Source organism: Amycolatopsis rubida (assembly GCF_900115345.1).
GTDB lineage: Bacteria > Actinomycetota > Actinomycetes > Mycobacteriales > Pseudonocardiaceae > Amycolatopsis > Amycolatopsis rubida.
The window spans coordinates 155,420-173,305 of the sequence record NZ_FOWC01000001.1; the positions used below are offsets into that span (position 1 = coordinate 155,420).

At 68.2% G+C, this 17,886-nt stretch carries 19 protein-coding genes and 1 tRNA gene; 18 read left to right on the plus strand and 2 right to left on the minus strand.

What is annotated here, in order from left to right; translation table 11 throughout:
- The first annotated feature begins 23 nt into the window (after positions 1–23).
- From BM362_RS00805 to BM362_RS00815, 3 genes are read left to right on the plus strand one after another with little or no spacing between them, the layout of a single operon-like run.
- Entirely contained in the window at positions 24–278 is a 255-nt protein-coding gene (locus tag BM362_RS00805) for a hypothetical protein (RefSeq protein WP_093571890.1), read from the plus strand.
- Entirely contained in the window at positions 278–1,663 is a 1,386-nt protein-coding gene (locus BM362_RS00810) for a replication initiator (RefSeq protein WP_093571891.1), read from the plus strand. Before BM362_RS00805 ends, BM362_RS00810 begins: the two co-directional genes overlap by 1 nt.
- Positions 1,653–2,861: a tyrosine-type recombinase/integrase gene (locus BM362_RS00815; RefSeq protein WP_093571892.1), complete on the plus strand. Its 1,209-nt coding sequence runs from the start codon at positions 1,653–1,655 to the stop codon at positions 2,859–2,861. Before BM362_RS00810 ends, BM362_RS00815 begins: the two co-directional genes overlap by 11 nt.
- A gap of 25 nt (positions 2,862–2,886) precedes the next feature.
- Here the strand turns inward: BM362_RS00815 and BM362_RS00820 are convergent, their stop codons facing one another.
- Entirely contained in the window at positions 2,887–3,378 is a 492-nt protein-coding gene (locus BM362_RS00820) for a YajQ family cyclic di-GMP-binding protein (RefSeq protein ID WP_067590297.1), read from the minus strand.
- A 118-nt stretch (positions 3,379–3,496) separates the two neighbouring features.
- Between BM362_RS00820 and BM362_RS00825 the strand changes: the two genes are divergently transcribed.
- The 3 genes from BM362_RS00825 (at position 3,497) to BM362_RS00835 (ending at position 4,986) form a co-directional block, all read left to right on the plus strand.
- Positions 3,497–3,578 (plus strand) — tRNA-Tyr (locus BM362_RS00825).
- 107 nt (positions 3,579–3,685) lie between these two features.
- Positions 3,686–4,174 (plus strand): VOC family protein, encoded by a 489-nt coding sequence (locus BM362_RS00830; protein WP_067590293.1) that lies wholly within the window; start codon positions 3,686–3,688, stop codon positions 4,172–4,174.
- Between the two features lie 17 nt (positions 4,175–4,191).
- On the plus strand, positions 4,192–4,986 hold the full coding sequence (locus BM362_RS00835) for a MerR family transcriptional regulator (RefSeq protein ID WP_093572680.1): 795 nt from the start codon (positions 4,192–4,194) through the stop codon (positions 4,984–4,986).
- A gap of 5 nt (positions 4,987–4,991) precedes the next feature.
- On the opposite strand, the gene htpX is transcribed toward BM362_RS00835, so the two are convergent.
- A complete protein-coding gene (htpX, locus tag BM362_RS00840) occupies positions 4,992–5,840 on the minus strand; it encodes a zinc metalloprotease HtpX (RefSeq protein WP_037816322.1) in 849 nt (282 codons plus the stop codon).
- Between the two features lie 147 nt (positions 5,841–5,987).
- On the opposite strand from htpX, the gene BM362_RS00845 reads away from it, so the two are divergent.
- The 12 genes from BM362_RS00845 (at position 5,988) to BM362_RS00900 (ending at position 17,885) form a co-directional block, all read left to right on the plus strand.
- Positions 5,988–6,950, plus strand: coding sequence for a YncE family protein (locus tag BM362_RS00845; RefSeq protein ID WP_093571893.1), 963 nt, complete (start codon positions 5,988–5,990; stop codon positions 6,948–6,950).
- A gap of 39 nt (positions 6,951–6,989) precedes the next feature.
- The gene (locus BM362_RS00850; protein WP_067590287.1) at positions 6,990–7,859 is read left to right on the plus strand and encodes an LLM class F420-dependent oxidoreductase; all 870 of its coding nucleotides are present in this window, start codon (positions 6,990–6,992) and stop codon (positions 7,857–7,859) included.
- A complete protein-coding gene (locus tag BM362_RS00855; RefSeq protein WP_093571894.1) occupies positions 7,856–8,728 on the plus strand; it encodes an LLM class F420-dependent oxidoreductase in 873 nt (290 codons plus the stop codon). The genes BM362_RS00850 and BM362_RS00855 overlap by 4 nt, the downstream gene beginning before the upstream one ends.
- A gap of 203 nt (positions 8,729–8,931) precedes the next feature.
- On the plus strand, positions 8,932–10,170 hold the full coding sequence (locus tag BM362_RS00860; protein WP_093571895.1) for a class I SAM-dependent methyltransferase: 1,239 nt from the start codon (positions 8,932–8,934) through the stop codon (positions 10,168–10,170).
- Positions 10,167–10,955, plus strand: a complete 789-nt coding sequence (locus BM362_RS00865) for a sugar phosphate nucleotidyltransferase (protein WP_067590278.1) — start codon at positions 10,167–10,169, stop codon at positions 10,953–10,955. Before BM362_RS00860 ends, BM362_RS00865 begins: the two co-directional genes overlap by 4 nt.
- On the plus strand, positions 10,952–11,596 hold the full coding sequence (locus BM362_RS00870) for a PIG-L deacetylase family protein (protein ID WP_093571896.1): 645 nt from the start codon (positions 10,952–10,954) through the stop codon (positions 11,594–11,596). Before BM362_RS00865 ends, BM362_RS00870 begins: the two co-directional genes overlap by 4 nt.
- 4 nt (positions 11,597–11,600) lie before the next feature.
- Positions 11,601–12,623, plus strand: a complete 1,023-nt coding sequence (locus BM362_RS00875; protein WP_067590272.1) for an NAD-dependent epimerase/dehydratase family protein — start codon at positions 11,601–11,603, stop codon at positions 12,621–12,623.
- Positions 12,623–13,888 carry a DUF4910 domain-containing protein gene (locus BM362_RS00880; RefSeq protein WP_093571897.1) on the plus strand — a complete coding sequence of 422 codons (1,266 nt, stop codon included), beginning with the start codon at positions 12,623–12,625 and terminating at the stop codon, positions 13,886–13,888. Before BM362_RS00875 ends, BM362_RS00880 begins: the two co-directional genes overlap by 1 nt.
- A gap of 4 nt (positions 13,889–13,892) precedes the next feature.
- Positions 13,893–15,221, plus strand: a complete 1,329-nt coding sequence (locus BM362_RS00885) for an MATE family efflux transporter (protein WP_244287006.1) — start codon at positions 13,893–13,895, stop codon at positions 15,219–15,221.
- On the plus strand, positions 15,218–16,171 hold the full coding sequence (locus BM362_RS00890) for a glycosyltransferase family 2 protein (protein WP_093571898.1): 954 nt from the start codon (positions 15,218–15,220) through the stop codon (positions 16,169–16,171). The genes BM362_RS00885 and BM362_RS00890 overlap by 4 nt, the downstream gene beginning before the upstream one ends.
- Positions 16,168–17,349 (plus strand): polysaccharide pyruvyl transferase family protein, encoded by a 1,182-nt coding sequence (locus BM362_RS00895; RefSeq protein WP_093571899.1) that lies wholly within the window; start codon positions 16,168–16,170, stop codon positions 17,347–17,349. The genes BM362_RS00890 and BM362_RS00895 overlap by 4 nt, the downstream gene beginning before the upstream one ends.
- The gene (locus tag BM362_RS00900; RefSeq protein ID WP_067590260.1) at positions 17,346–17,885 is read left to right on the plus strand and encodes a dTDP-4-dehydrorhamnose 3,5-epimerase family protein; all 540 of its coding nucleotides are present in this window, start codon (positions 17,346–17,348) and stop codon (positions 17,883–17,885) included. The genes BM362_RS00895 and BM362_RS00900 overlap by 4 nt, the downstream gene beginning before the upstream one ends.
- The last annotated feature ends 1 nt before the right edge of the window (position 17,886 follow it).

The window sequence follows — 17,886 nt, forward strand, 5'->3', positions numbered from 1 at the left end:
GACGGCTCGGAGAACGTGTCCGCTTGTCCGACCTCGACCCGGGCAGCGGCGTCCCGTACTGCCAGGAACGGTTCGCTGAGCTGCCCGACTGGGTCATGGACCTGGTGCTGAACATGGGTGTCCAGCCGGACCGCTGGAACCGCCTGGTCGAGCGTGGAGAAGTGCTGGAGCTGCCGTTCTTCGACGGTTGGCACCGAGTCCCGCGCGAGGTCAACTGGCGTGCGCTTCCGACCTCGGTCGGTTGGCCCGGCTCCGCTCGATCGGGGGTGGCTGCCTGATGGGCGCTGCTCCGATGGGCTTCCGTGAGCTGGTGTCCGCGTACACCGAATTCGGGGACCTCGACCCGGCGTTGGCGCACGTGCTCGCTCGCGGTGACTTCGACACCTGGGCGGGGAAGGTTCGGGCAGCTCGCGGGTGCGTGAAGCCGGTGCGCATGTCCGGGTCGTCCACGTTGGTCGACGGTGCAGGCACTGTCGTCTCGGAATTCTCCGGCAGCGTCTTTGTGCCGTGCAAGAACCGGCGCGCCTCCGTGTGTGAGTCCTGCTCAGCGCACTACGCGCACGACACCTTCCACCTGATCCGGGCCGGTCTGTCCGGCGGCAAGGGTGTGCCGGAGACGGTGGGTGGTCACCTGCGGGTGTTCGCGACCCTGACCGCGCCCTCGTTCGGGAAGGTCCACTCACGACCGTTCCGAGGTGGCGCGTTTCGCCGCTGCTCCTGTGGTGTCCTGCATTCCCAGTACGACGACGCCTTGGGTACGCCGCTGGACCCCACGACCTACGACTATGTGGGCTCGGTGCTCTGGCAGGCGCACGCGGGGGAGCTGTGGCGTCGGTTCACCATCGCCGTGAACCGCAAGCTCGCACGCGCCCTTGGGTTGCGTCCAACGGAGCTGCGCGAGGTCATGCGCCTGTCGTACGCGAAGGTGGCGGAGTACCAGCGGCGCGGCCTGATCCACTTCCACGCTGTCGTCCGCATCGACGGTGCGGACGGTCCGGCCGGGCCGCCCCCGCCCGCCGAGGTCACGGACGCGCTGCTGACCGCCGTCATTCAGGACGCGGCGGCCTCAGTCGTGGTCTACAGCCCCGAGTCAGCTGCAACCGGTGTGCGTGACCTGACCTGGGGCGATCAGGTCGACGTCGAGACGATCGCCGCGTCGCGGGACGATTCGGCCGGCTGGCGTGACCAGCGCGTCGCGGGCTACGTCGCCAAGTACGCGACCAAGGGCACTCGCCTTACCGAAGGCAGCGACTTCCGCATCCGGTCGGCCGAGCACATCGAGCAACTCGCGATCAGCGAGCACCACAAGCAGCTCATGCGCACCGCTTGGCGTCTTGGCGGGATGGAGGAGTTCAAGGACCTCAATCTGCGGAAGTGGGCGCACATGCTCGGGTTCCGTGGCCACTTCCTGACCAAGTCGCGCCGCTACTCGACCACGTTCGGGCAGATCCGGCGGACCCGCACCGAGTACCGCCTCGACCAGGAACGCGAAGCGCTTGGCATCGCCGACGCCGTGGCCCTGCACGCCGTCAACGACTGGGCCATGACGGGCATCGGTTACCACAACGAGGCAGAACGGCGCCTCGCCGCTGTCTTCTCGGAGCTCCACCTCGCCCACCGCAAGCTCGACGGGCAGGACGACGGAGCCGATCATGGCCGTTGACGACCTCTGGTATCTGCGCAAACGCGATGCGGAAACGGGGGAGCGGCTGCGGTCCAAGCGCCACGGCCGTGGGAAGCGCTGGCGCGTCCGCTGGGACGACCCGGACACCGGCCAGCCTCGGACCGAGCTGTTCGAGCGCCGTGCGGACGCTGACCGGCACGACGCCAACATTCAGGCCGACATCTCGCGCGGCCTGTACGTCGACCCGCGCGCCGGAAAGCTGACCCTCGCGGACTTCGCGGAGCAGTGGCGGAGCACGTTGCTGCACCGGCCCAGCACCGCGGAGCGGACCGAGCGGGTCATCCGGCGTCACGTCGTGCCGGTGCTCGGGCACCTGCCGATCGCGCAGATCCGCAGTTCGCACATTCGTGGCTGGGTCAAGGATCGATCCACCAAGCTCGCCCCGAGCACGCTCGCGGTCGTGTACTTCGGAACGCTCGTGCCGCTGTTCAACGCGGCTGTGGCAGACAAGCGCATCGGGACGACCCCGTGCGTCGGCGTCCGCCTTCCGGAGATCGACGACGCGAAGTACTACATCGCGCGTCCAGAAGAGGTGCACGCGCTGCACGACGCTCTACCCGAGCGGTACCGGCCGATCGTCTACCTCGCTGCAGGGTGCGGCTGGCGCGGTGGCGAGATCTTCGGTCTCGAGCGGGACTCGATCGACTTCGAGACCCGCGAAGTCCACGTGCGGCACCAATTGACGGTCGTCGCGGGGCGCACGCCCTACCTGGCACCGCCCAAGACCAAGAACAGCCGCCGGACGAACGAGCTGCCCACGCTGGTCGCGGACAGCCTTCGGGGGCACCTGGAGACCTTCCGGTCGATGCCGGAGGAGATCGACGACGAGACCGACCCTCGCCGGCCGATTCGGCGCCCCGCTGACCTCGTGTTCACCCGGGGCGACGGCCGGCCGATCCACCGGGCCGACTGGTCGTACATCTGGCGTCCGGCCGTGAAAGCCGCTGGCCTGCCCGAGGGCTTCGGCCTGCGCGACCTACGGCACTACTTCGCCACCGTGCTCATCTTCGGCGGTGCGAACGTCAAGACCGTTCAGCTCGCCATGGGTCACACCACGCCGACGGTCACGCTCAACACCTACGTCGGCTACTGGCCGGACGCGGTGGACCAGACGCGGACGCTGGTCGACTCCGCACTGGGTTGTACCCGGGTTGTACCCACGGGCACCGGAAAGTAGATACCCGCAGGTCAACGAGGGTGTATCAGCGGTAGTTGGTGAACTGCAGAGCGATCTCGAAGTCCTTGCCCTTCAGCAACGAGATCACCTCCTGCAGCTGGTCCTTCTTCTTGCCCGACACCCGCAGCTGGTCGCCCTGGATCTGGGCCTGGACGCCCTTCGGGCCCTCGTCGCGGATGAACTTCGCGATCTGTTTCGCCTTGTCCGACGCGATGCCCTGCAGGATCTTGCCGCTGATCTTGTAAATCTTGCCGGAGATCGCGGGCTCGCCCGCCTCGAAGGCCTTCAGCGAGATGTTCCGCTTGATCAGCTTCTCCTTGAAGACCTCCACCGCCGCGAGGGCGCGCTCTTCGGTCTCCGACTCGATCGCGATGGCTTCCTCGCCGGACCAGTTGATGCCGGTTCCGGTGCCGCGGAAGTCGAACCGCGTGCCCAGTTCCTTGCTGGCCTGGTTGAGCGCGTTGTCCACCTCCTGGCGGTCGACCTTGCTCACCACGTCGAAAGAGGGATCCGCCACGTGTCCTCACACCTTGTCTCAGCTCGTCAGGGACCCCCAGCGTAGCGCCGGGGGATCCCGGTTGACCGCCCGTCCGGGCCGTTGGGTATCCTTCTTCCCGGCCGGTTCGCCCGGCCATGGCAGGTTACCCAAGCGGCCAAAGGGATCTGACTGTAAATCAGACGGCTCAGCCTTCGGGGGTTCGAATCCCTCACCTGCCACACCACAGAACAGCCCCGTGATCCAGTCACGGGGCTGTTCTCGTGTATCCGCGGCTTTCCGGCTCGGGCTTGACCCTCCTGCGGCAGGAGGCTCCAGGCTCTCCCGCATGAACGAATTTCGCGGCCCGGTTCCGGCTCCCGCCTTCGACGCGGTGTCGCCGGGCAACTATCTCGGCTTTTACGGGATGCCGATGTTTCCGAACGTGCCCACCGCCGACCTCGAAGCTTCGGCTGACTTCTGGCTTCGCGGGCTCGGCTTCGACAACCTGTTCACCTTGCCGGGCCAGGTCGTGCACCTGCGGCGCTGGGCGTTTCAGGACGTGCTGCTCAAGCCGGGGACCCCGGCGGCTCCGAGTGCGGTCAGTATCAGTTTTTCCTGTGTGCTCGGCGAACTCGACGAAATCGCCAAGCGGTGTGCGGAAATCGCGCCGGGCTGTACCAGCGGGCCGGAGTTGATGCCGTGGAACTCGCGGGAGTTGACGGTCGTCACGCCGGAGGGCACGAAAGTCGTGATGACTGCGGCGGAGCCGATCGATCCGGACGGACCCGTCGCGGAGCGGTTGCGTGCTGCGGGGATCGACGTGCCACGGCCGTGAGCTGCGACACTGAGGGCGTGACCGAGCAAGACGGCCTCACTGTCGGACGCACGGCGACACTGGTCGGCGTGAGTGTCAAAACCCTGCATCACTGGGACGCGGTCGCCCTGGTGCGTCCGAGCGGGCGTACCAGGGCCGGCTACCGGGTGTACTCCGCCGAGGACATCGCGCGGCTGCATCGGGTGCTCGTTTACCGCGAGCTGGGCTTCCCGTTGTCGGAGATCGGGCGGCTTCTGGACGACCCGACCGCCGACGCGCACGCGCATTTGACCCGGCAACGGCGCGAGCTGCGAGACCGGATCGCGCGGTTGGAGCACATGGTGTCCGCAGTGGACCGCATGGCGGCGGCGACCCGCGGCGGGATGCAGCTGACGGCGGAGCAGCAGGTCGGGATCTTCGGGTCCGAGTGGAATCCGGAGTGGGTCGACGAGGCCGCGGAACGCTGGGGCGGCACCAAGCAGTGGGCGGAGTACCGCGAGCGGACCACCGAACTGACCCCGCGGGACTGGCAGGAGGCCGCTGCCGAGCACGAGACGCTCCACGCGGACCTGGCGGCGGCGCGGCGGGCGGGGGTTGAGCCTGGGTCGGCGGAGGCGAACACGCTCGCGGAGCGGCATCGGGCGACGTTGTCGAGATACTTCGACTGCACGCATTCGATGCAGGTGTGTCTCGGGCGGAAGTTCGTGGAGGAGACCGGGTACGCGGAGTACTACGACGCGTTGGCGCCTGGGCTCGCGGGCTGGCTACGGGACGTGATTTTCGCCAACGCGATCGGGCAAGGGGTGGATCCGGCTACCGCGGTGTGGGAGTAACGCTGTCAGCGGCCCCGAGCCATCTCCTCCAGCCGCCGGATCCGATCCTCAATCGGCGGATGTGTGGAGAACATCTTGCTCAACCCGGCCCCAGGCCGGAACGGGTTCGCGATCATCAAATGCGACTGCGACACCACCGCGGGCTCCGGAGCCAACGGCGCGGCCCGCGTCCCCCGCTCCAGCTTCCGCAACGCCGAAGCCAACGCCAGCGGATCCCCCGTCAGCTCAGCCCCGGAAGCGTCCGCCTGGTACTCCCGCGACCGGCTCACCGCCATCTTCACCACCCCGGCCGCGATCGGGCCGATCAGGACCAGCAGCAGCGACATGAACGGGTTGCCTTCGCGGTCATTCCCGCCGAAGAAGAACGCGATATTCGCCAGCACGCTGACCACGCTCGCCAGCGCCCCGGCGACGCATGAGATCAGGATGTCGCGGTTGTACACATGCGACAGCTCGTGCCCGAGCACCGCGCGCAACTCGCGCTCGTCGAGCAGCTCCAGGATCCCGGTGGTGCAGCACACAGCCGCGTGCTGCGGGTTGCGCCCGGTCGCGAAGGCATTGGGCGCCGCGGTGGGGCTCACGTACAGCGAGGGCATCGGCTGCCGCGCGGACGTCGCCAGCTCTCGCACGATCCGGTACATCGCGGGCTGCTCGACCTCCGACACCGGCCGCGCGTGCATCGCGCGCAGGGCCATTTTCTCGGAGTTGAAATAGGCGTAGGCGTTCATCCCGAGCGCCACGATCAGGCCGATCACCAGGGCTCCACGGCCGAACAATCCGCTGATCCCGACGATGATCGCCGAAAGCAGACCGAGCAGCATCGCCGTCTTCAGCCCGTTGTGGTGCTTGTGCACGCGCGCTCGCCTCCGTCCGCTCTGGCAGGTGCCGCAAGGTGGGTTACTCACTGGAAACAACGCGATCGGGGGACCCGAAGTTCCTTCACCCGATCCTTGTCCGAGTTAGGGTCGGCGGGCAACCCAACCGACCGGGGCAGGTGAGCGATGCGAGGTTCCCAGTTGTCCCGGCGAGGGCTGTTCGGCCTGGTCAGCGCGGGCGCGGCGGCGCTGCTCGGCAGTACCGCGGCAGCGGCCGGGCGGGTCACCAGCGTGCAGGTCGGCGGGGCACTTTCGGCGCTCGCGGTGAGTCCGGTCACCGGGCTCGTGTACGCGGCCGACCAGGCGTCCGGCATGGTCGTCGTCCTCGATCCGGACGCGGAGCGGGTGGTGGCGACGCTCGCGGTGGGCGGGGAACCGAGCGATGTGGCGGTGGACACCGACCGGATCTACGTCGCCAATCCGGCCGGCGGCACGGTGCTCGCGTTCGACAGCCAGACGCACCGGTTCCTGAGCGGCGTCAGCGCGGGGGCGGGCGCGTCGGCGCTCGCGATCGATCCGCAGGCCGACCTCGTGTACGCGGTGAGCGGCAAGACCGGCACGTTCGCGGTGCTGGACAGCATCAGTCTCACTCAGCGGGACCTGCTGCCCGCGCCGAAGCCGGGACTCGCCGGGATCGCGCTCGACCGCGGCAGGCGGCGCGCCTACTGCACCAGCCCGAGCACGAACTCGGTCGAGATCTGCGACCTTGACGCCGGGGCGTTCACCGCGAGCGTTCCGGTGGGGGCTGCTCCGGCCGGGATCGGTGTCCATGAACTGAGCGGGGCGGTGTTCGTCGCGAATTCGGCGATCCACCATTTGTCTATTGTGGACGGATCGACGCGGGTACCGGTCAAGACGGTGCCGCTGCGCAGCGAGGCGTCGTCGCTCGCGGTGCATCAGGGCAGCGATGTCGTGTACACCAACGGCGGGCAAAATGGACTGTCCCGTGTGGACGGACGAACCGAAACTCTTGCCGGCGAGCTGAGCCTCGGGGTGAATCCGGGTGCGGTGGCGGTGGATCAGCGCACCCGCACGGTGTACGTGACCGACCCGCTGCACGGCACGATCAACGTCGTGCGCGATTTCTGACTGCTCGCATGAAGTTACTCCAGGTATACGGTGTCGGGTATGGAACTTGGCCTCCAGGTCCCCGACTTCACCGTGCCGGGAGGGACCGCCGCACTCGGTGTGGAACTGGCCGAGACGGCGCGGGCGGCCGACGACGCCGGGTTCGCGTATCTCGCGGTGATGGACCACTTCTTCCAGATTCCCAGCGTCGGCCCGAGCGACCGCGCGATGCTTGAGGCGTACACGACGCTCGGCTACTTCGCCGCGCACACCCAGCGCGCGAAATTGTTCACCTACGTCACTGGCGCGATTTACCGGCATCCCGGACTGCTCGCGAAGGCGGTCACCACGCTCGACGTGCTGTCCGGCGGGCGGGCGATGCTCGGCATCGGGGCCGGCTGGAACGAGGAAGAAGCCCGCGGTCTCGGGTTTCCGTTTCCGTCCGCCTCGGAGCGGTTCGAGCTACTCGAGGAGAACCTGCGGTATGTCCGGCAGATGTGGGACGAGGACGACAAACCGTTCGCCAGCAAGCATTTCACCGCCGAAAGACTGCTCAACAGTCCGCAGCCGCCGCACCGGCCGCCGATCATGGTCGGCGGTGGCGGCGAGAAGAAGACGCTGCGACTGGTCGCGAAGTACGGCGACTTCTGCAACATCGGCAACGGCCCGGATCTCGAACGGAAGCTCGGCGTGCTCAAGCGGCACTGCGAAACCGAGGGCCGCGACTACGCCGAGATCGCCAAGACCGTTTACCACTACCTGGACATCGGTCCGTCCGGGGAGAAAACCGGCGAATTTCTCGCCGAGGCGCACCGGCTGCACCGGCTCGGGGTGCACGCCGTGATCGGCCCGATGCCCGGCGGCGCGGACCGAAGCAGGATCGAGATTTTCGCGCAAGACATCATTCCGGCGGTTAAGGAGTTGGCATGAAACTCGGGTTGCACCTGGCTCAGCAGACCTGGCCGAACGGCCCGGCGGCGCTCGGCGCCGACCTGGCGCGGGTGGCCCGTACCGCGGACGAGGCCGGGTTCGAATACCTGTCGGTGATGGACCATTTCTTCCAGATTTCCAGCTACGGCCCGCCCGAGCACGAAATGCTGGAAGCCTGGACCACGCTCGGCTTCCTGGCCGCGCACACCGAGCGCGTCAAGCTGCTCACGCTCGTCACCGGCGTCATTTACCGGCACCCCGGACTGCTCGCGAAGGCGGCGACGACGCTCGACGTGCTGTCCGGCGGGCGGGCGATCCTCGGCATCGGGGCGGGCTGGAACGAGGAGGAATCCCGCGCACTCGGGTTCCGGTTCCCGCCGATGAAGGAGCGGTTCGAGCAACTCGAAGACGCGCTCCGCTACGTCCGCCAGATGTGGGCCGATGGCGACGAACCCTTTGCCGGCACGCACGTCAGCGGTGAGCGGTTGCTCAACAGCCCGCAGCCGATCCAGCGGCCGCATCCGCCGATCATGATCGGGGGCAGCGGCGAGAAGAAGACCCTGCGGTTCGTCGCGCAGTACGGCGACATCTGCAATATGCTGCCCAACGCGGACCTCCCGCGCAAACTGGAAGTCCTGAAGCAGCACTGCGAAGACGCCGGCCGCGACTACGCCGAGATCACGAAAACCGCTTCGCTGCGGCTCGACACCGGTGAAAACGGCGAGAAAACCGGGCAACTGCTGGATGAACTGGGCCGGCTGTCGGAGCTCGGATTCAGCGTCGCGACCGGCTGGGCGCACGGCGTGCCGGATCCCACGGTGCTCGAACGGTTCGCCACCGAAGTGATCCCGGCGGCGGAAAAACTGTGATCCGCTGACGAACGGGTGAGGTGCTGCGCCATCCGGTGCAGGCCGCCCACCCGTTCGCCGCAGCACCTCGCGGCATTCCGCCGCTGTCATTGTCTCGGTTCCGAATCGACTCCGCCGACGTTCCCGGCGTGCTGTAACGACGGCCGGGTGCGAATCGACCTGCCCTACGCAGATCGCGCACACGAGTCGGAGGAGCCCGGTACATGACCACATGTCGACTCTGCGGTTCGGAAAGAACCGCCAGCGTGGTCGACCTCGGCGCGACCCCGCCGTGCGAACGGTTCCTGACCGCCGCGCAGCTGGCCGAACCCGAACCGACTTTCCCTCTGCATCTCGAAGTGTGCACGGAATGCTGGCTCGCGCAGCTCCCGCCGTTGCTCGACCCGGCCGATACTTTCACCGATTACGCCTATTTCTCGTCTTTTTCCACCTCGTGGGTCGAGCATGCGAAACGGTTCACCGACGCCGCGGTCGAACGGCTCGGGCTGACCGACCGGTCTTTCGTCGTCGAGGTCGCCAGCAACGACGGATATCTCCTGAAGCACGTCGTGGAGCGCGGAATCCGTTGTCTCGGCGTGGAACCTTCGGTGAACGTCGGGCAAGCCGCCCGCGAGGCCGGGGTGCCGACGCACACCGCGTTCCTCTCCGAGGACACCGGCCGGGAGGTGCGCGCCGAACACGGTTCGGCGGACCTGGTCGTGGCGAACAACGTCTACGCCCACATTCCGGACATCCGCGGGTTCACCCACGGGCTGCGCGCGCTGGTCGCGAACGACGGCTGGGTGTCGATCGAGGTGCAGCATCTGCTCACGCTGATCGAGAAGAACCAGTACGACACGATCTACCACGAGCATTTCCAGTACTACACTGTCGAATCCGCGCGGCGGGCGCTGGCGGGCGGCGGGCTGACCGTGGTCGACGTCGAACTCCTGCCCACGCACGGCGGGTCGATCCGGCTCTGGGCGCGGCCCGCGGCGGCCGCCGGGGAGCCGAGCGCGCGGATGACCGACGTGCTGGCGCGGGAGAAGGCGGCCGGGCTGCACGAGCTGTCCGGCTACACCGAATTCGCCGACCGGGTCACCCGCGTCCGGCTCGAATTGCTCGAATTTCTCCTCGCCGCCCGCAAAGCCGGGAAAACGGTCGTCGGGTACGGGGCGCCCGGCAAGGGCAACACGCTGCTCAACCACTGCGGCATCCGCCCGGACCTGCTGGCCTACACGGTGGACCGCAATCCGTACAAGCACGGCCGGTTCACGCCGGGCACCCGGATCCCGGTCGTGGAGCCGGACCGGATCGCGGCCGACCGGCCGGACTACGTGCTCGTCCTGCCCTGGAACCTGCGGGACGAGCTGACCGAGCAGCTTTCCTACGTCGGCGCGTGGGGCGGCAAGCTCGTCTTCCCGATTCCGCGCCTGGAAATCGTCGAGGTGGCAGTGAAGTGAAGGTCGTTCTGTTCTGCGGCGGCTACGGAATGCGGATGCGCAGCAGCGAGGCGTCCGACGTGCCCAAGCCGATGGCGATGGTCGGGCCGCGCCCGCTGATCTGGCACGTGATGCGCTACTACGCGCATTTCGGGCACACCGAGTTCGTGCTGTGCCTTGGCTACGGCGCGCACCACATCAAGGACTTCTTCCTGCACTACGAGGAAACGACGTCCAACGATTTCGTGCTGCGCGGCGGGAAACCGGAACTGCTGTCCACCGACATCGCCGACTGGACGATCTCCTTCGTGCAGACCGGCATCGAGTCGCCGATCGGCGAACGGCTGCGCCGCGTGCGCGACTATCTCGACGGCGAGGAGATGTTCCTCGCCAACTACGCCGACGTCCTCACCGACGCGCCGCTGGACACCATCGTCGAGCGGTTCGCCAGCAGCGACGCGGGCGCGTCGATGCTCGTCGTGCCGCCGCAGTCGTCGTTCCACTGCGTCGAGATGGACGAGGGCGGCCGGATCGGCGCGATCACACCGGTCAGCGAGCTCCCGCTGTGGGAGAACGGCGGCTACTTCGTGCTGCGGCAGGAGGTTTTCGACCACATCCCGGAGAACGGCGATCTGGTCGCCGACGGCTGCGGCGAACTCGCCAAGCGCGGCCGGCTGCTCGCCTACCCCTATCGCGGGTTCTGGAAGCCGACCGACACGGTCAAGGAACGCTACGCACTCGACGCCGCTTACACGCACGGCGACCGGCCGTGGGCGTTGTGGGAACGCGAAAAGGTGCACTCGTGATCCGCCTCGGTGCCGAGGTGAGGAGCATCGTCGTGCTCGGCGCGCACTGCGACGACATCGCCATCGGGGCGGGCGGCACGCTGCTGGAAATCTGCGGGCAGCGCCCCGGGCTTCAGGTCGACGCGCTGGTGCTGTCCGGCGGCGGCACCGACCGGGAGACCGAGGAACGCGCCGCGCTGGCCGCGTTCTGTCCGGGCGCCGAGCTGAACGTCACCGTGCTCAAGCTGCCGGACGGCCGGCTCCCCTCGCACTGGGAGGAAGCCAAGAACGCACTGGAGGACCTCCGCCGCCGCACCGATCCGGACGTCGTGTTCGCGCCCCGCACCATCGACGCGCACCAGGACCACCGCGGTCTCGCCCAGCTCGTGCCGACGGTGTTCCGCGGGCATCTGACGCTGGGCTACGAGATCGTCAAATGGGACGGGGACCTCGGCCGGCTGCCCGCGTACTCGCCGATGTCCGACGACGTCATGCAGCGCAAGATCGAACTGCTGCACCAGCATTACGGCTCGCAGCAGCACCGGCCGTGGTACGACCGCGAGGCGTTCCTCGGCCTCGCGCGGATTCGCGGAATCGAATGCCAAGAACGCTACGCCGAGGCGTTCGAGACGAACAAACTCGTCATCGACCTAAGGGGCTGAAGACATGCGCGTGCTGCTCACGGGGCACACGGGATACCTGGGCACGGTGATGGCTCCGGTGCTCGCCGCGGCGGGACACGAGGTCGTCGGCCTCGACTCGGGCCTGTTCGCCGCTTGTGTGCTCGGCCCGGCCCCGCGCGATCCGGTCGGGCTGGCCGTCGACCTGCGGGACGTGAAAGCCACCCACTTGCCGGGCTTCGACGCCGTGATCCACCTCGCCGCGCTGTCGAACGACCCGCTCGGCTCGCTCGCGCCCGAACTGACCTACGACATCAACCACCACGCGTCAGTCAAGCTCGCGAGACTCGCGAAGGACGCCGGGGTCTCGCGGTTCCTCTATGCCTCGACCTGCTCCGTCTACGGCGCTTCCGGCGGCGGTGGCCTGGTCGACGAGGACGCGCCCCTGCGGCCGGTGACGCCGTACGCGGAGTCGAAGGTCCGCGTGGAAGCGGAGGTTTCCGACCTCGCCGACGACGACTTCACCCCGGTGTACCTGCGCAACGCCACCGCGTTCGGCTTCTCTCCGCGGCTGCGCGCCGACATCGTGCTGAACAACCTGGTCGGCCACGCCTACCTGTCCGGCGAGGTCCTCGTGCTTTCCGACGGGACACCGTGGCGGCCGCTGGTGCACGCCGACGACATCGCCCACGCGTTCACCGCCGCTCTCGAAGCCCCGCGCGAAGCCGTGCACAACAGAGCGTTCAACATCGGCACCGAGCGCAATAACGTGACGGTCGCCGAAATCGCCGAAGAGGTCGTCGCGGTGGTGCCTGGCGCCAAGCTGCGGATCACCGGCGAGGCCGGGGCCGACCCGCGTTCGTACCGGGTCGATTTCTCCCGGTTCCGCGACGCGGTCCCGGCGTTCGACTGCAAGTGGGGCGTGAAAGACGGTGCGCTGCAACTGTTCGACGCCTACCGCCGCAACAGCCTCACCCAAGAACAGTTCGAGCGCCGCTTCACCCGGCTGAACTGGTTGAGCGACCGGCGGGCCGCCGGTGCCGTCGACGCCACCCTGCGGCACGCCTGATGCGCACCGGGCCCGAAATGCACGCTCTGGTGGAACGGTTGTACCCGTTCTGCCGGAGCATCACCGGCGACGGCGTACGGCAGACCCTTGCCGTCATCGGCGAGCACCTCCCGCTCGACCGGTACGAGGTGCCCAGCGGCACCGAGGTGCTGGACTGGACCGTGCCGCCGGAGTGGAACATCCGCGACGCCTTCGTCGCGGATTCCTCCGGACGGCGGGTGATCGACTTCCGGAAGTCAAACCTGCACGTGGTCGGCTACAGCGTCCCGGTCGACCGAGTCGTCAGCCTCACCGAGCTGCGCACGCACCTGCACACGCTGCCCGAGCAGCCGTCGCTGATCCCGTACCGCACCAGTTACTACTCCCCCACCTGGGGTTTTTGCCTCGCCCAAGACGTCCTCGACACGCTGCCGGACGGCGACTACCACGTCAAAATCGACTCGACGCTCGCCGACGGCCACCTCACCTACGGCGAGCATGTCGTGCCGGGCGAGGTGTCCGACGAGGTGCTCGTCTCGTGCCACCTCTGCCATCCGTCGCTGGCCAACGACAACCTCGCCGGCATCGCGGTCGCCGTCGCGCTCGCGCACGCGCTGGCCGGAGAAAAGCCGTACTACACCTACCGGTTCCTGTTCATGCCCGGCACGATCGGCGCGATCACCTGGCTGGCGCGCAATTCCGAGCGCATCGAGCAGGTCAAGCACGGCGTCGTGCTGGCCTGTGCCGGAGACCGGGGTTCGCTGACCTACAAGCGCAGCCGACGCGGGGACGCCGACATCGACCGCGTCTTCGCGCACATCCTCAAGGACAAACCGCACGAGATCCGCGAGTTCTCGCCGTACGGCTACGACGAGCGCCAGTTCTGCTCTCCCGGTTTCAACCTCGGCGTCGGCTCGCTCACCCGCACGCCGTACGCGGGCTACCCGGAGTACCACACTTCGGCGGACAACCCGTCCTTCGTCGACCCGGATTCGATGGCCGACACCCTCGACACGCTGCGGACGGCGCTTTCCGTGCTGGACCGCAACCGGCGCTACGTGAACCTCAGCCCGTACGGCGAACCGCAGCTCGGCAAGCGCGGACTGTACGACTCGCTCGGCGGGCGCAGCGACGCGAAACAAGCGCAGCTGGCCATGCTGTGGGTGCTCAGCCTCTCCGACGGCGACCACAGCCTCCTCGACATCGCCGAACGGGCGGACCTGCCCTTCGGTGCCGTGGCCGCGGCGGCCGATGCCCTTCAGGCCGCCGGACTGCTGAAGGAGTGAGGCCATGCCGTCGATCCTGCGTTCGCGAGCCGTCCGCGCGATGGCGGGACGGCTCAGCTGGGGCCTCGGGGACCAGGCCGTTTCGAGCCTGACCAACTTCGTGGTCGGCCTTTACGTCGCGCGCTCGCTCGGCGCGACGGCGTTCGGCCTGTTCAGCATCGCGTGGGTGACCTACGGCGTCCTTCTCAACATCTCCCGCGGCCTCGCCACCGACCCGTTGATGGTGCGCTTCTCCGGCGTCGCCAGGGCGAGCTGGCGGGCCGCGGTGGGCCAGGCCGTCGGGACGGCGTTCGTGGTGGGCGTCGCTTCCGGTGCGGTCAGCGTCCTTTTTGGACTCCTGGTGGGCGGGGCGCTCGGCGGGGCGTTCGTGGCGCTCGGGGTGGTGCTGCCGTTCCTGCTCGTCCAGGACGCCTGGCGGTTCGGGTTCTTCGCGCAGGGCACTGGGCACAAGGCGTTCCTCAACGACGGAATCCAGGCCGTCGCGTTGTTCCCGGCGCTGGTGCTGGCCGCGCGTTACGACACCGTGGTCGCGTTCCTGCTGGCCTGGGGCTGTTCCGCCGGGGTCGCGGCCGCGTTCGGCTGGGTGCAGACGAGCGTGCTGCCGCGGCTCGACGGGGTGCGCGAGTGGCTGCGGGACCATCGCGATCTAGGCGTGCGCTATCTCGTGGAGAACGTCAGCAACAGCGGTTCGTCGCAGCTGCGGGCGTACGGGCTGGGCGCGATTTCCGGGTTGGCCGCGGTCGGCACGGTGCGCGGGGCGGAACAGCTGCTCGGCCCGTTTCTCGCGCTGCTCATGGGACTTTCCCTCGTCACTGTCGCCGAGGGGGCGCGGGTGCTCCGGCAGTCGCCGCATCGGCTGTGGCACTTCTGCGTGGTACTCGGCGCCGCGCAGGCGGCAGCTGCCCTGATCTGGGGACTCGGACTGTGGTTCTTCATCCCCGACGACGCCGGCCGGTTCGTGCTCGGTTCGCTCTGGGACAGCTCGTCGCCGCTGGTCCCGGCGGTCACGATGGCGGTCGTCGGCGCGAGCTTCACCACCGGCGCGACGGCCGGGTTGCGTGCGCTCGGGATGGCGCGGCGGAGCTTGCGGTCGCAGCTGATCTCGTCCGCGTGCTACGTCGTGTTCGGCCTGATCGGGGCCGTGCTCGGCGGCGCGGCCGGTTCGGAGTGGGGCGTCGCGGCCGCCACGCTGACCGGTTCGGCCGTGTGGTGGTGGCAGCTGCGCAGCGCGCTGCGCGACCACTTCGCGGCGGCCGTCGAATTTCCCGCCGCGTCAGGTTCATTCAGCCAAGCAGAACTCCATTCGGCCTCCGAGGAGATGAAACCGGCATGAGCACGGTCCCCCGGCTGACCATCGGTCTGCCCGTGTACAACGGCGAGGAATTCCTCAGCGAAGCACTCGACGCGCTGCTCGGACAGACCTACGAAGACTTCGAACTGATCATCTCCGACAACGCGTCTCAGGACGGCACGGAAGAGATCGCCCGGAAGTACGCTCAGGAGGACTCGCGGATCCGGTATCTGCGCCAGCCGCGCAACATCGGCGCGACCCCGAACCACAACATCCTGCTCGACCAGGCGCGCGGCGAGCTGTTCAAATGGGCCTCGCACGACGATCTCTACGGCCGGGAGCTGCTGGCCAAGTGCGTTGAAGCGCTCGACGCTCGGCCGGAGATGATCCTCGCGCATTCGCACCAGGCGATCATCGACGAGAACGGCGCGGTGACAGTGCCGCTGGACTACCGGCACCAGACTGACGCGCCGCGGCCGTCGGTGCGGTTCAGAAGCCTGCTGTTCGAGCCCGGCGGAGACGATTTCTACGGCGTGCTGCGCACCGAGGTGCTGCGCAGGGTCACTCCGATGGACAGCTACCACCACGCCGATCGCACGTACGTGGCCGAGCTGGCGCTGCACGGGCCGTTCTATCAAGTGCCTGAGCTGCTGTACTTCCGCCGTGACCATCCAGACCGGGCGGAACGCGCGAACCCGAGCAAACGCTCCCGGTGCGCGAATCTCGATCCGAAGCGCGGCAACGCGGTCACGAACCCGACCGCGCGGCTGCTCGCCGAGTACGTCTGGGGTTTCGTGCACGGAATCCGCTCCGCGCCGCTGTCGTCGGGAGAACGCCGCGCCTGCTACCTCGCCCTGGTCGAATGGTTTGCCAGCCGGGCCCGGCCCGGTGGCGGCGGGGAACGCGTCGAGGACCGGGCTCCGGTGCACGCGGCCGAACTCAACCTCACGGTCGACCGGGTGGTCGCGGGGCGCGAACGGCGGGTGCTGTGACTGTTCGAGTCGGCGTCTTCGGACTGCTCGGTTCAGGCAACCTCGGCAATGACGGTTCGCTGGAGGCGGTGCTCGGCTTCCTGCGAGCCGAACATCCGTACGCGAAGGTGTCCGCGTTCTGCGGCGGGTCGGACACTATTCGCGCGCGGTACGGGATCCCGGCGGTGCGGCTGAACTGGTACAGCGGCGAATACCGGCCCGCTTCCGGGCTGCGGTCGATCGTGGTGAAAGCTCTCGGGAAGGTCATCGACGTCTTCCGGACGGCGTGGTGGGTCCGGCGGCAGAACGTGGTGATCGTTCCCGGCATGGGTGTGCTGGAGGCGACGCTTCCGCTGCGACCGTGGGGATTTCCGTACGCGCTGTTCCTGCTCTCGCTGTGCGGGCGGCTGGGGCGGACGAAGGTCGCACTGGTCAGCGTGGGCGCCGACCGGATTCGGGTGCCGGCGACGCGGTTGCTGGTGCGATCCGCGACGCAGCTCGCGACGTACCGGTCCTTCCGCGATGAGCTGTCGCGCTCGGCGATGGCCGACATGGGTGTACGGGTGACGAACGACCGTGTGTATCCCGATCTTGCCTTCGCCCTGCCGACGCCCGCCGCGGTGGAGGATCCGCGTGCCGTTGGCGTCGGCGTGATGGCTTATTACGGCGGCAACGACGACCGTGCCCGCGGCGAGGAGATTTACCGGGCGTACGTGGACGCGATGACGGAGTTCGTGCGGTATCTGGTCGGCCAGGAGCGTCCGGTCCGGCTCTTCATCGGCGACCGGATCGACCGCGAGGTGGTGCAGGAGATCGTCGAGACGGTCGACTCGCCGCTGCTGTCCGCGGCCGTCCCCGGCACGCTCGGCGAGCTGATGCGCGCGATGGCCGAAGTGGGCACGGTCGTGGCTACCCGGTACCACAATGTGTTGTGCGCGTTGAAGGTCGGGCGGCCGACGGTCGCCATCGGCTACGCGAAGAAGAACGACGTGCTGATGGCCGAAATGGGGCTCGGCGAGTTCTGCCAGGAGGCGCGCGCGATCGATGTGCCGCGGCTGATCGGCCAGTTCGAGGAATCGCAGCGGCGGGCTCCGGAGCTGAAGGCGGAACTCGCCGCTCGCAACGAAGCCCGCAACCAGCAGTTGAAAGACCAGTTCGCCCTGTTGTCGAGGACACTCATTCCCGCGGAGGTGTCGTGAAAGCCGTTCCCGTGCCGTCGATTTCCGGCGTGTGGCTCTTTCAGCCGACACCGCACCGAGACGATCGCGGCTTCTTCTCGCGGACCTTCGACGCCGGCGTCGCACGGTCGGCCGGCATCGATCCGGACGGGTTCGCCCAAGACAGCGTGTCCCGCTCGGTACGCGGCGTCGTGCGCGGGATGCACCTGCGGTCCGGGGCCGGCGAGGCGAAGCTGGTGCGTTGTTCGTACGGAGAGGTGTTCGACGTCGTGGTCGACCTGCGGCCGGGATCGCCGACTTTCCGTGCCCTGGAAACGTTTCGCCTCTCAGGCGACACCCAGGAGAGCATCTATGTCCCGGCCGGCTGTGCACACGGTTTCCAGGCGCTGAGCGAGGTCGCCGACGTGTCGTACCGGATCGACCGCGCGCACGACCCGTCCGAGGACGTCGCCATCGCGCACGACGACCCGGAGCTCGCCATCCCGTGGCCGCTGCCCGCGGCTTTGCTGTCCGAACGCGACGCGTCGGCTCCTTCACTGGCCGATGCCTTGAGGTGAC

Coding starts and splice junctions, on each gene's coding strand:
- BM362_RS00850 (WP_067590287.1), top strand. CDS start 6,990: ATGGAACTTGGCCTCCAGGTCCCCGACTTCACCGTGCCGGGAGGGACC.
- BM362_RS00815 (WP_093571892.1), top strand. CDS start 1,653: ATGGCCGTTGACGACCTCTGGTATCTGCGCAAACGCGATGCGGAAACG.
- BM362_RS00860 (WP_093571895.1), top strand. CDS start 8,932: ATGACCACATGTCGACTCTGCGGTTCGGAAAGAACCGCCAGCGTGGTC.
- BM362_RS00810 (WP_093571891.1), top strand. CDS start 278: ATGGGCGCTGCTCCGATGGGCTTCCGTGAGCTGGTGTCCGCGTACACC.
- BM362_RS00880 (WP_093571897.1), top strand. CDS start 12,623: ATGCGCACCGGGCCCGAAATGCACGCTCTGGTGGAACGGTTGTACCCG.
- BM362_RS00830 (WP_067590293.1), top strand. CDS start 3,686: ATGAACGAATTTCGCGGCCCGGTTCCGGCTCCCGCCTTCGACGCGGTG.
- BM362_RS00890 (WP_093571898.1), top strand. CDS start 15,218: ATGAGCACGGTCCCCCGGCTGACCATCGGTCTGCCCGTGTACAACGGC.
- BM362_RS00855 (WP_093571894.1), top strand. CDS start 7,856: ATGAAACTCGGGTTGCACCTGGCTCAGCAGACCTGGCCGAACGGCCCG.
- BM362_RS00875 (WP_067590272.1), top strand. CDS start 11,601: ATGCGCGTGCTGCTCACGGGGCACACGGGATACCTGGGCACGGTGATG.
- BM362_RS00885 (WP_244287006.1), top strand. CDS start 13,893: ATGCCGTCGATCCTGCGTTCGCGAGCCGTCCGCGCGATGGCGGGACGG.
- BM362_RS00845 (WP_093571893.1), top strand. CDS start 5,988: ATGCGAGGTTCCCAGTTGTCCCGGCGAGGGCTGTTCGGCCTGGTCAGC.